Origin of the sequence: Acetobacter sp. DsW_063 (assembly GCF_002153745.1) — a bacterium.
Lineage (GTDB): Bacteria > Pseudomonadota > Alphaproteobacteria > Acetobacterales > Acetobacteraceae > Acetobacter.
Window position 1 is genome coordinate 1 of the sequence record NZ_JOPL01000105.1, and the last position, 13,501, is coordinate 13,501.

The following is a 13,501-nucleotide window of genomic DNA, read 5'->3' on the forward strand; positions in this document are numbered from 1 at the left end:
CACAACCTCTCGCTCACTTCAATAAATTAATAGGTCCTGAGCCTAGAGGTTCGCCAACTGACGTTGCCGAATTAGGTATTATTACTTAAATTTTTCCTAATTCACCATGTATCCATCAATCGTATCTTATATTAGGAGTATCGCCCGAACTTCGGCACACACGGTTCCCGCTTGTTTGTTCCTAATACCAACAATCTCTGCACACAGCATTTGCAATATTTGGTATTGGCATTAGTCACGTGTATCCGCAGGAATGTCGTGCGATTAGTCGGACAGCCTTGGGGCTGAGCAAAAATAACTGCTCACACAACTGATAATGATGGAGACGCAAAATGTCGATAATCGGCTGCCAGCAGCGCACCGAACCGTTGCACAGCCTCCGAACGACAGAACCTCACGACGCCTTTCAGTTGTCACACTGGTTTCGTTGCATTGAGCCGTTTGACATCCTCATAGTTCCCGGCCTGCGCGGATCGAGCGACGCTCATTGGCAGTCGCGTTGGGACCGTCTTCTTCGATCATACGGCATTTCTGTCATGAGAGTGCGCCAACCGAATTGGGCGCATCCAGACTATAACGTCTGGAAAGAGAACTTTATTAAAGCGTATGATCGCTGTCGGCGACCAGTCCTGATTGTAGCGCACAGTCTGGGAGCAGCTCTCACCGTGCGGGTCGCTACGGAGTGTAATCTCACGAATATCGGTGGAGCCCTCCTTGTAGCCGTCGCAGATGTCGAACAGCACGAGGGGCGCGACGCAGATCTTGTACGGACATTCGCGCCCCTACCCTCCTCTGTCATGAACTTTCCAAGCTTCCTCCTCTTTAGCCGAAACGACCCGTGGCTCAAGGTTCGACGGGCGCGCCAACTTGCGCGAGCGTGGAATGCTTCACTGTTTGATTGCGGTCGACTAGGCCACATCGGAGAGGACACCCAACTGGGAGAATGGGCTGAGGGTCTATCCGCCCTGACAACACTTGCCACATATGCCGCGTAGGTGCGATATTGATGAGGATAATTTATTTGTTTAACCCCTTGATTTGACTGCATGGTGTTTCCAAGCGTCGGAATGAAACCACGCGGAATAGATACGTCGCGTTAATGCAGTAACCAAGTACACCGTGTAAGCGGCATCATCTTCGTTAGCCGAAACGGTCAACGCTGACCGTGATACCCCACGATATACGGTCTACATAAGGCGCTCTGCAATCGTCGGAAACGTTGAGGCGCCGCAGGGGCCTTCGTACAGACGATGGACAATCTGGCCGCTGGGAAGGCAGGATCCCAGATCATCATGACTGATGCGGCACCTTTCAAGGCACGTCGCTCGACTTTGAGTCCACTGGAGGACACGGGTGTCGGTCGCCTGATCGGCCACACAAAAGGCAGGATGAATACGAATCTGCGTGCCATTATCGACCAGAACGGACGACCGCTAATTTTCCTCAGGGCAGGGCAACAGATCAGTAATTACACAGGCGCCGCCGACCTCTGAGACAGTCTTGCAACCCAACCAGTTCGAAAAAGCAACACGACAGGACATTTTACTCTAAGCTAGGCTTTGCTCAGTTTTACGATCGGCCCCAGAGCGATGCGGCCCGTGTAGGCCGTCGCATTCACGTCGCGAACATCCTGTACACATATCACCCAATCGCCCCCCGCAACAAACTATATTGAATAGCGAGGAACGTCTCAAAGGGCGCCATTGAGCACCGTCGAATCGAAAGCTTTCTTGATATCAAGATCTTTCTTGATCAGACCGTAAGCAGAGAGTTTTTGACAAAGGTCCGTCGTATCGTGGATGACTCGATCATCAATGGCGACTTCCTCCAGCCTGCTACTTTCGATGGAACGCCGGGCAACAGCATCTGGCATTCGCGACACTCTGGCCAGCGTCTTCCCATAGAGGTCACGATGGGCTCGCGCCCACGCCATCGCACGGGCGATACGGTGCTGCAGGTCGATGATCGCGGCACGTTTCGTCTCCAAAGCGTTCCGGTGGGCGATGCCAAACACATAGAAGGATAGAACTCCTTGCCCGTCGACCAGGATCCGGTCGTGATCGATTTCCTGACCCAGGGCGATATAGGGCTGCCAGGTCACCCACGCATCGACCTGTCCGGTCGCAAGCGCGAGCTGGGCCACGTTCTGCGTCGCATGAACGACATGCACGTCCCCCGGCGCAAGGCCGACCTGTGCCAAATGACCATACAGCAGAGGCTCGCCCAGTCCGGCTGGGCTTAGGATTACTTGCCGCCCCTTCAGATCCTTGACGGTGGCGATTGCGGAATCCGCCCGCACCAAAATGGCCGCCCCCTGGCCGCCGGTTAAATTTGCCCCGATCGCTACAATTGGCGCTCCAGCGGCATAGGCGAACAGAAAGGCCACATCTCCTGCGCGGCAGAAGTCTATTGCTCCGGCGTTCTGCGCCTGAAGCAACGGTTGCGCCTGGGTGAATTCCTTCCACTCAATGCGGTAGTCCATGGGGGAGCCCTCCCCCGCCGCATCTAGCAAAGAACGAAGTGAACTGTTCTGATCGCCCACCAACAGGATGAGCGATCCCGACGCCGACGCGTGGCCGGTCGCAGCGGCCTGACCAGCAAGGGCGCCCGCACCGGCAAGAAATCCACGGCGCGAAGTCCTTAAGGACCCGTCACCACGAATAACGTAATTTTCCATAGAAGTACGATCCTTCAGCGCCGTAAATGGACGCGGTGCTGTAATTGGGATTGACCTGATAGAGCGAGGACGCCGCCTGCGCCCGGGCATTCAACACGTTTGGCCGCTTGTTAAACACGTTGTTGCCGCCGATCTCTGCGACCCAGCGAGGTCGAAAGCGATAGCTGATGTCGAAATCCATCAACCATGCAGGACCGACCGTCTCGTCGTAGGCCGGACCTTGGTTTGACAAGTTCTTCGTCGATGAATATCGCGAAATGCGCACAGTTGTCGAAACCGGGCCGTAATTCCATGTTCCCGTGAGGCGCAACGTGTTTCTCGGATAGATCGTGGTCAGATTGCCGATTTCATTACGGAACAGGGGTTGAACTGCGGAGCCTAGGTTGATGGCCAGCGGATTGATCCGCTTGATCATGTGCTGTTGCTGGTTCATCGTCACGCCCCACAAGACAGTGCCTGCATCGCCGAAATCGCTCCGGTAGTGAGCCTGAAGATCCATCCCTTCCGTCTCGGTGTGCGCGGCGTTTCGCATGAACGTATATTGGTAGTAATTCCCATCATTCGGGACTGCCCCGCTGGCATGCAGGATATTCATGACCTGCTCACCGGTGATGCCGTTTCCGGACACGCTCAGCGGGATGATCTGGTTGAAGATATCGATACGATAGATATCCAGAGAAAGATCGAAATTCCGAATTGGCGTTAACACGAATCCGAGCCCGAAATTATGCGAAGTCTCCGGTTTCAAGGGGGACGCGCCCAGAGCGCGGGCGCCGATATTATTAACGGAAGAATAGACACTCGTGGTCGTGATCAGCGCATTGTTCGCCTGCGCGTTGGTAGAGTAGAACGTTGCCTCGCTTTGGAAATACTCCTGCTGTAACGTGGGTGCATGAAAACCATTGCTGGCAGATCCGCGAAAGGCTAACCACGGCGTAACCTGATAGCGGGCAGATAACTTGCCATTGGCGGTGTTGCCGAAATCGCTGTAGGTTTCATTGCGGCCGGATAGCTGGATCGACAGGGCTTTCGTCAATTGCTGATCCAGTTCGAGGTAGAATGCGCCGTTCATTCGCGAATAGGCGCCAGCGGCGTTGGGATAGTATGCGCCCAGGCCAGCTGCACTGGGCAGAGAGCGGACACCGTTGGGGAAAATATAGCCGCCATCGGCCCAGGCCGCCCGTTCGCCGGCGCCAATCTCGTACTGATTGTAACGATACTCCACGCCCCCAGATACAGAAAGTGGATATTTAAACAATCCGGTATCGAACTTGCGTCGTAAATCGAAATCCGCAGTCAATTCAGAATTGGTCAACGTTCCGAGATAGAAATTATGGGGGCTGGATGGGCCGAGTGAAACATTAATCGAATTGCTTAACCCCAAGGCAGTCTGGTCGCGGCCATAGTTGACGCTGGCGTCCCATGCCCAGCCAAAAAAATTCTTACCGCGCAAACCGGAAGTAAACTGAAAATCCTGATCCTCCGTCGAGATGATCGGCAGATAACCTTCGGGGTAAACGCTGATAATATTCTGTGACGAATTGGAAGATCGGTACCAGCCAGGTTCGTAGGCTGTACGGTGGGTATACGTAGCGAAAGAGTAGAACTCTCCCCATGCGCCCAACGGAATCGCCATGTCATAAGAGGCAGCTTGTTTTTCTGTTTCAGGAACGCCGTATAACTGACGATAACGGTTGCCGTACTCGCGTGAATCGAGCTGCCCGTTAGCCTGTAGCGGATAGAGCAGTGTGGGAGTGCCCCCCTTGCTCATCGGGGCGAATCCCGCGGTGTTTGTCCACTGGTTGCCAATGACGTCGGCGCTGAGATTGATATACCCACCAGAATTACCAATCCGGAAGCCTTCATTGAAGAAGAGATTCCCGCCCCGCCCGTAATCACCCAACGTCCCTACCGTCGATCCATACTGGTTGTAGCTGAGTTCGACAGAACCTCCGTGGTCGGCCTTCTTCAGGATGATGTTAATCACGCCGGCGATGGCATCGGATCCATATTGAGCCGCCGCGCCGTCCTTGAGGATCTCGATATGGTCGATCGCGCTCATGGGAATCATGTCAAGATCGACTGGCGATTGCCCTTGCATGGCGCCGCCGTAAAAGATTGACGCTATCGTGTGACGCCGTTTACCGTTGACCAGAACCAAAGTTTCGTTCGACGGCAAACCACGCAAAGATGCCGTCTTGGTTGTGAACCCCAATTGCCCAGGATAGCCCGGGGTATTGTTGATGGACGGGTCCAGCAAGGAGAGAGCATTGCGCAGATCGGGCTGACCCGTGCGCGCCAAATCGGTGTGTGAAACGATGACGATCGGCGACATGCTGTGCGATGCGCGCACCGCCCCGCGCGTGCCCGTCACGACCACCTGCTCAGTATCTGGCGTCGGCTTTTTGGGTGGGGTTCGCCGCCGCTCTGGCGGTGGTTTGCTCGCCGCCGCAGCGATCCGCGATGTGGCCTGTTTCGGAAGGCCATCCGCGTATGCTTCAGAGCCCCCAAGATGCAGCGCCGCGGCCGCAAGGACAAGCACCGCCGTGATCTGCTCGAAAGAAGACGGAGAAAGTTCACGGTATTTTGGCGTATATACCATTTTACTCATTCGCTAATATGCTCGAAATGCGCAGGAACGAGCCAGGAATCCTCTGGACACGACGTTGGTTGATACGCAGAATCTGGTCGGTCACACCGTAACGGGGTCGGGCAGCCCGAGATTTTCCCGCAACGTGCGCCCAACGTAATGGGTGCGCAGCAATCCCCTACGCTGGAGTTCTGGCGTCACGAGTCTTACAAAATCTCTGATTCCGTCAGGGGCGGATGTGAACATGATGTTGAAGCCGTCAGAGGCGCCGCTACGGTACCAGCCTTCCATATCGTCGACGATCTCACCCGCCGTACCCACGATGATACGGTGTCCCCCGCGGGTAAAGCGGCGCAGCACCTCCCGCGGCGTCGGACGATCGCGCCTGATCCAATCCACAATCAGGGACTGACGACTTTTATGACTGTTAGTTTCCGCAACGTCGCCCAGTTCAATCGGTCGATCAGCCGGCCATGCCGACAAGTCGATGCCCAGGCTGGCGTATGATGACAACCCCCGCAGACTTTCGCCATGGTCCAGGTAACGCAGGTAGCTTTCGAATTTGTCTCGGGCCTCGGCGTCGCTTTCCCCGACAAACGGAGCAAGACCCGGCAGAATGCGCAGATTCGCCTCTCCTCGTCCATGCGCAGCGGCGCGCTCCAAGATGTCGGCGCGGTACGCACGCCCGGCAGTGGGATCGTACTCAGCAGTATATATGATCTCTCCGATTCTCGCAGCCAGCTCCCGCCCCGGACCAGAAGCGCCAGCCTGGGCCAACACCGGACGCCGTTGGACGGGAGGCGGCGCGTTAAGGGGGCCAGCTACGCTGAAAAAGCGACCTTTATGATTCAGCGGCCGCACCAGCGTCGGGTCCAGCCAACGTCCACTTTTCTTGTCGCGCAAGAACGCGCCGGGCGCGACGCTATCCCACAAACCGGTGACGACGTCGACGAATTCATGAGCGCGCTCGTATCGATCGGCGTGATCAAGATGGCGAGGCAGATTGAAGTTCTCACCACCGCCGGTCGCGGTTACGACGTTCCACCCCGCGCGCCCACCACTGAGCCTGTCCAGAGAAGCGACACGACGAGCAAGATTGTACGGCTCATTGAAACTGGTACTTGCGGTCCCGATCAGGCCAATGTGGCGGGATGTGACCGCCAACGCAGCCAACAGAGTAAAGGTGTCCCAACGCGGCAGCCCTGGTGAGTCGGCGACAGCGCTGGGATCGGCAATCGGCAGCACATTGTCGTAAAGGAAAATAGAATCGAAACGCCCCTGCTCCAGCAAGCTGACATAGTCACGATACCGGGCAAACTCGATGTCGGCGTCGACGTCCTCCTTGGGCGCACGCCAGGCGTCGCCATTGGTCGCTGATCCACTTAGATAGGCGCCTAAAGCGAAGTTGCGCTTTGCTTGCGTCATAAAAGCAATTCTTCCAGTCGGATGTTCCGACAAAGATTAGATTTGTTCAAACCATCTCGAAACGTTACGGAATAAAAAAATAAACAAAATCAATATTTTTTTAATTACATTTTTTGTTTTGCTTGTTTAATAAATAAAATCAAAGAGCATAACGACAAAATATTGATATCGCACGGAAACTTAACAGGGAACATAAAGATTGTTTACCTGTATAAACTAGGATCAGGCCTCACTCTTTCAGATAGAAGATGAAGGTTGCAGCTATATGGATTGCGGACATGAAGGTATGAGCGCAGCGGTCGTGTCTGGTTGCAACACGTCGCCAGTCTTTCAGTTTTGCGAACAACATGTTTTCAATCAAATGGCGATTTTTATACAGATGCCAGTCGTAAGGCGGCTTTGCTTTCTGGCCCCTTTTCGGGGGAATACAGGTAGCGATATTGCATTGTGCAAGTGATAGCCTGATGTGGTTGCTGTCATAGCCTCTCATCCCCGATGACTGCTTCTGTTTCGTCGGGAAGATCTGCAAGAAGTACATCCGCTCCCTCGAAGTCACTGACCTGACCCGTTGTCAGATACAGACGGGACCAGACGGCCCTGAGCGTCACACACGGCATGAAGTTTCGAGTTCAGGCGGCCTTTAGTTCGCCCGGCATGGCCGGGAAAGGCCCTTTTTTTGAGCAGGAACGCTGCCGTCCTGTGAGCTTTGAGGTGCGTGGCGTCGATTATCAAACGTCTGGAACGACCAGCTTGCTCCGTCAGGGCGACGAAGATTCTGTCAAAAACACCAAGTCGGCTCCATCGGATGAAGCGATTATGGTCTTGCGCGGACCATGGGCTTTCGGGGCGTCATTCCACTGAAGATCATTGCGAATTAGTAAATAATCCCGCTCAGAACACGACGGTCATCCACTCGTGGAACCCCATGTGCCAGTGGGAAAAACGGCCTGATCCGTTCCATCTGGCGCTCAGACAGCAAAAACACGTCACTCACAGACCCACACTCCACCGTAAGCCTGTGAATCACAACAACTCGCTCAATTCGATAAATTAACAGGTCCTGATCCTAGAAACTCACATTTAAGCGTCCGTAATAATAACCGCCGACAATCGAAATCCCGGAGGCGCTCTGGTCATACATTCTCGGGCCGAGGTAGTTATTAATGGGATTGAGTCTTCTGGGCCGCTGATTGAATATATTATTGGCGCCAAGCGCTACGTGCCAATGGGGATCGATTCTGTAGCCGACTTCGAGATCAGTTAGCCAGACCGGCGTGTTCACGAACTGTGCGAATTGCGTCGTGGAATAACGGATCGCCGCTGGAGCCAGATCGTCATACGATAGCATGGACGTCGTCTGCCCGTAGCGCGTTTGGCGTACGTTCACGTCCCATCGCCCGACGGTCCAATACGCGTTCAGGATAATTTTGCTACGTGGCGCCGCGGATGTCAGGTATCCGATGGTCTGAGCGCTAGCCATCGGTTGGCCGAAGGCATTGGTGTTGACGTGGTGAATGCGCGTACGGTTGAGGTTGACGGCAAGCGACAGATCCAGCGTTCCATAATGGTGAAGCCGCCAGCGATAATCTGCCTGAATATCTACCCCCTGTGTGCGGGTGCTTCCAACGTTCGCGAAATAGTTCGCGCTGATGTCGCTGATGTCGACACCAGGCCCCGTTGGCACCTGCACGCCGGTCAACGCAATAGCATTATAGGCAATTTGTCCATTGACGGCTTGTGCACCTGTAATGCGATCACGGATATTGATTTGATAGACGTCTGCCGAAATGTGAAAACCGTCCAGAGGTTCGATGATGATTCCCCCCTCTACGTTTGTCGATCGCTCTGGTTTCAACGGATTGGCCCCTATCAGACGCCCCGCAGCGCTCGTGGTGGACAAAAGACCAGTAGCGCCCGTGGGGCTGACGTTGAGAGAACTGAAATGCTCCTCAGCGAGGCTCGGAGCACGAAAGCCGTTGCTGATCGTTGCACGAACCGCGATCCGCCGGGTGATATCATAGCGCGTTGTAATCTTGCCGGTCTCTGTGTTTCCAAAGTCCGTGTAATGCTCGAATCGCCCGGCGAAATCGAGATCCCAATGCTTCAGTGGATGGAAGTCGCCATCTATGTAGCCCGCCCAAACATTACGTTGCCAATTTCCGGCGTTCTGCGGGGTAAGGCCAGCATATGCGGCGGCGCCCCCATAGAGATAGGATGCGGGTTCGCCGGCTTTTATCTGGTAAGTCTCAAGTCGGTGCTCTGCGCCAATAGCAAATGTCGCCGGAATCAGGTGAGCAATGTTGAAATTTCGACGCAGATCGAAATTGCTTGTCCATTGCGCCATCGTGTAATTTTCGGCCCTGAATGATGTGGGCGACCAGCCGTAAGCCGACAACCAGCCAGTGTTTACGCTATTTTTGTTACGGATCACGTCCCCATCTTGGCCGTACAGCGTGCTGAGATCCCAGTCAAAGCCGAACAGGTTATCGCCTTTTACGCCGATATTGGCCTGAAAATCGTCCTCATCAATCACTTCGCGCGGAGAGAATCCGCCAGGATAATAGGAAGGAGCTGTGCTTGGCAGACGGTAATTCTGGTATGACTCGGCATGGCGGTGGGCGTAAGTGATCAGGCCATAGGTTTTCACACTCTCAGTAATAGGCTTCTCCCACTCGATGGACAGATTGCCCCGCGTTTCTTCTGGCGTCATCTGGCTATGATTTGAATCGGCAGGCCATGTCGATGTCGTCGTCCATCTGTGATCGTCCGTGCCACGCGACTTCGAGACAAAGAAGTCAGTATGGTAGGCTTGGCCGCTAAGGTGAACAAAGCCATCGCTGCCAAGCTTGAAACCGCCATCCAAACCAACCAGGTATTGCCACCCATCGCCATTATACGCGTTGGCGCCCGTCTGCGCGACGACGTTCAGTCCATGGTCGGTTCGCTTTGTGATAATGTTGATCACGCCCGCTATCGCATCCGATCCGTAGAGAGCCGCGGCCCCATCACGAAGCACCTCGATATGATCAATCGCTGACGCCGGAATCATGTTCAGGTCGACGGGAGTCGACCCCTGTTGCGGCCCCCCATCCGCATAGATATTTCCTGTGACATGACGTCGCTTTCCATCGACAAGAACGAGGACCTCGTTAGGATTTAGGCCTCTCATCCGAATTGACGAGGTCAGGGCTCCCGCGTCGCCGGCCAAATTCTGCGTCGTAATGGACGGGTCAACGCGCGTCAGGGCGTCCGCAAGATTTATCTGGCCCGACCGGCGCAGTGCCGCTGACGAGATTACCGTGATCGGCGCAGAGCTTGTGCGAGCGGTGCGGTTGTAGGCATGTGTGCCGGTCACGATGAAAGTCTCGGTGGAAGCTTGAGCAGCTCCACGCGCGCCACGGACGGGCTTTGCCTCGTTTTTACGAGGCCCGGATTGCGCCGAGATTCTGGAGGACTTCACCTTCAGTTTGTGCGCATCCAAGGGAGAGGTCTGGCGGTCCCGCTGCTGGGAAGCAGCCGACGAAGCATGGCTGCAGAGTGCGGACATCGAAACGGATGCCGCAAAAATCAGACCTCGCTTTACGAACATGATGATAATTTCCTAGATATTCCTCGTTAAGGAAGATCAGTTTTATTCACACATTCAAGGGATATTGTGGATTTCTACTAACATAAAATTTTTATATTGCATCACAGCAACACCATCAATTAATGCACATATTACTTTTTTTGAAATTTAATTATTTCCGATACGTTATTAATTTCGAAATAAAAATATTATTATATTATACGTAAAACTATTTTCAAATACGGTTTCATGAATAATCTTTCACTACAATAATAGATCAACACCGCATGAATTCTCAAGTAAAAGCGAAAGTTACCATGAATAAATGTGCGTCAGTTTCAGTGACGCTCCTAGAGAACATGACGCGATTGACCAATGAGTTTCATCCACGACACCATTGATGAATTTTCACTGTCACTTGTCCCCACAGCAATTCATGTTAAGCGCCCTGTCGCGCAGAGACGAACCTGTCGGCGCGACACATTGCTGCCAATCGAATCAATTCGAGAAAATATACCGCGATATCATGTTAAATTTCACGAACCTACCAAAAATTTTTCAACCGAATCGCCGCCAAGTTCTGATTGGCCTGAGCGCTCTTACCCTGCCAGCGCGATCCGCTGTCGCCAGCACGTCCCTACTCGTCGGAGATCAGAAGGGCGGCGCAAGGTCACTATTCCAAGCATCCGGAGTTGCATATGAGGGAAACGCGCCTCTGCGCTGGACTCTATTCGCTGGCGCCCCGATGTTGATACAGGCAATGACGGCTAACGCCGTGGAAATCGGCGTAGTCGGCGACGCTCCGCTTGTCTTCGCCCAAGGCGGAAGATCTCCCATAAAGGCGATCGCCGGCGTCCAGACAGATGGGACGACGACAGCGATCGTTGTGGCGAAGGGTAGCACCATACAATCAATCTCCGATCTGAAGGGAAAACGCGTCGCAACACTGCGTTCTCAGACAGGTCACTACCTGACGCTCGCAGCGCTTCGTAGCGCCGGGTTGAAATATGACGACGTGCAATTCGTGTTCATCCCTCCCGCCGCCGCGAAGCTTGCGCTTCAAACTGGCGCTGTCGACGCGTGGGCGACTTGGGGACCCTATATTTCCAGCGCAAAAATTGTCGATGGAGCTAGGGAGATTGTGAACGGAGGCAAATTGATGAGCGGCTTGAGCTATGTAGTCGCCACCGATGATGCACTCCGGGACAAGCGAGAAAATATCGTGGCCTATCTACGCAGTTATCGCGCCGCACATCAGTGGATGCTTAAGCACCCTGACGCTTACGCTGCCGTTTGGGCGGAGGAAGTGGGGTTGCCCCTGCCGGTCGCTCGCGATGTCGTCAAGGGAATGGTCGGAGAAGTCATTCCTCTCAGTGACGAGGTTATTGCCAAACAGCAGTTGGTTTCCGACTTTATGTCTGAAACGCGTCTGGTTCCACGTTTTCTCGACGCACACGCAATCGCCGACCCAAGTTTCACATTCTAATCGCGAGGCTCGAGAGCCATTTTTAGAGAGGAAATATTCAATTCCCACCAGGAAATCGTGCGATCCAGCGAAAAGGCGCGCCAGCCTCGATACTCCACCGGATCATCATCGAGGCAGACGTCGATTTGATTACTAGCACCGCATCATCGGAAACAGGGCCTGCTTCAGGTGCTAAAGGCGAAGTGCCCGAACACTCGATCGCATCATCCCCGACGACACCACGAAGGGTACCGGCACCCCAAAAGCACCGATTGTCGCAATAGGCAGGGACCTACCACTATTTTCGTACGCATCTATCTGGTTGTGCATAGTTCATTGCCGATCAAGGTATCAACGCGGAAGCCGTGACACGCTTCCGAGTGAGCCGCGGCGAGATCAGTTCTTGGCGGCAGAAGCCCCGCGTGTATGAAATCCAGATTTACAGTTACCTATACATTCGGGATTAATAATAAAATTCCGTGAAATGTGCAGTATTGTTCACAAAAAATCCGATTTCTTTCATTTTTTGCAAAAACAATGACACCTCTGTCTAGCAGACGCTTGAACGCGTTTTCGACAGGTTGTCGCGCACCACCAATTTACGCCGGTTAGACGCTCATAATAAAGAATAATCTCGGTTGTGGTGTTCGGCAACGCTCTCAAGACAAAACGCTCTATCTCCCCTCTGATTGTTCCTGCATTCATGAGAAATCTCCAACCACAATAACTCTGCCACTGTAACTCACGCCCTTTCGCGCTGTGGCGCCAAAGTGACGTTCGAAATTCCATGCCCTGCTAGACTTCGCCCTGAAAGCCTATTTGGAAAATCTCTTGACTGTGATTCAAGCTCTGGATGTGGTCGTCAGAGCAGAGAGGCCGCATGGCCAGGACTACCCGCAAGACGAAGCGTTATCCGTCTGATATGACGGAGGAGGAACGGGCGCGCATCGCGCCACTGATGCTCGAACCGGGACGCACGGGGCGTCCGCGCGAGATCGAATTCCGCGAGGTGATCAACGCGGTGAGTTACCTGGTTCGATCCGGCTGCGGCTGGCCAATGCTGCCGATCCATTTCGGGCATTGACGCACGGTCTATGGTTGGTTCAGGGAATTGGTCCGGCGGTTCCTGTTCCAGACCATTCATCATGTAGAACTGATGCTTGACCGGGAGTGATCGGGCCGTGAAACCAGCCCATCGGCCGGAGTGATCGACAGCCAGAGCATCAAGGCGCCGCGCGCGAAAACAAGAGGTTACGACGCTGGAAAGAAGATTGTCGGCGCAAGCAGCATATCCCCGTGGATACGGACGGACGCCGGCGGACATCTCCGACAGCGCCGGAGCGCAGATGATCCCGGACGCGATCCGCAAGCGCTGGCCGCGGGTCAAGCATCTGTCCGCGCACAGTACCTATGACCGGCTCCAGTTGATGGACAAGGCTGCTTACCTGGACTTCGTCGTCGAGGTGATTCGTCGCAGGTACGGAGCGAAGGGCTTTGAAGTTCTCCCCCGGCGCCGGGTCGTGGAGCGAACCTTCGCATGGATGACCCGACGGCGAAGCCTCGTGCGCGATTACGAGCGCCGCATCCATGTCTCACAGGCCATGATCTTCGTCGTCATGGGCGCCAATCTCACCCGAAAAAACGCTCATCCATGACTTTCCAAATAACCTCTAAGAGATCAACGTCATACCCTCGGCCTGCGCGTGGGCAATCAGGAAACGATCAAACGTATCCTTCCGGTGAAGAGCGCCTTGCCGGGGTGAATGGTGATTTCTG

7 protein-coding genes and 2 pseudogenes are annotated in these 13,501 nt (G+C 54.2%); 4 read left to right on the forward strand and 5 right to left on the reverse strand.

The features are described from left to right. Positions 1-332 precede the first annotated feature (332 nt). Together HK28_RS12120 and HK28_RS12125 are read left to right on the forward strand one after the other, a co-directional pair. Positions 333-995, forward strand: a complete 663-nt coding sequence (locus HK28_RS12120) for an alpha/beta hydrolase (RefSeq protein WP_086644809.1) — start codon at positions 333-335, stop codon at positions 993-995. 297 nt (positions 996-1,292) lie between these two features. Next, positions 1,293-1,493 carry a hypothetical protein gene (locus HK28_RS12125; protein WP_158093466.1) on the forward strand — a complete coding sequence of 67 codons (201 nt, stop codon included), beginning with the start codon at positions 1,293-1,295 and terminating at the stop codon, positions 1,491-1,493. Positions 1,494-1,690: 197 nt separating this feature from the next. On the opposite strand, the gene HK28_RS12130 is transcribed toward HK28_RS12125, so the two are convergent. The 5 genes and pseudogenes from HK28_RS12130 to HK28_RS12150 all read right to left on the reverse strand — a co-directional run bounded on the left by HK28_RS12130 (position 1,691) and on the right by HK28_RS12150 (position 10,281). Further along, on the reverse strand, positions 1,691-2,542 hold the full coding sequence (locus HK28_RS12130; RefSeq protein WP_233140525.1) for an aliphatic sulfonate ABC transporter substrate-binding protein: 852 nt from the start codon (positions 2,540-2,542) through the stop codon (positions 1,691-1,693). Between the two features lie 109 nt (positions 2,543-2,651). After that, positions 2,652-5,219 (reverse strand): TonB-dependent siderophore receptor, encoded by a 2,568-nt coding sequence (locus HK28_RS12135; protein WP_233140524.1) that lies wholly within the window; start codon positions 5,217-5,219, stop codon positions 2,652-2,654. A gap of 150 nt (positions 5,220-5,369) precedes the next feature. After that, on the reverse strand, positions 5,370-6,692 hold the full coding sequence (locus HK28_RS12140) for an LLM class flavin-dependent oxidoreductase (RefSeq protein WP_086644813.1): 1,323 nt from the start codon (positions 6,690-6,692) through the stop codon (positions 5,370-5,372). 229 nt (positions 6,693-6,921) lie between these two features. Further along, positions 6,922-7,686 (reverse strand): annotated as a pseudogene (locus HK28_RS12145) (IS5 family transposase). 72 nt (positions 7,687-7,758) lie between these two features. Further along, complete coding sequence (locus tag HK28_RS12150) at positions 7,759-10,281, reverse strand: TonB-dependent siderophore receptor (RefSeq protein ID WP_369823661.1); 2,523 nt, start codon at positions 10,279-10,281, stop codon at positions 7,759-7,761. A 505-nt stretch (positions 10,282-10,786) separates the two neighbouring features. On the opposite strand from HK28_RS12150, the gene HK28_RS12155 reads away from it, so the two are divergent. Both HK28_RS12155 and HK28_RS12160 read left to right on the forward strand, forming a co-directional pair. Further along, positions 10,787-11,746, forward strand: a complete 960-nt coding sequence (locus HK28_RS12155) for an ABC transporter substrate-binding protein (RefSeq protein ID WP_086644814.1) — start codon at positions 10,787-10,789, stop codon at positions 11,744-11,746. Positions 11,747-12,578: 832 nt separating this feature from the next. Continuing rightward, positions 12,579-13,380, forward strand: a pseudogene (locus HK28_RS12160) (IS5 family transposase). Positions 13,381-13,501 lie beyond the last annotated feature (121 nt).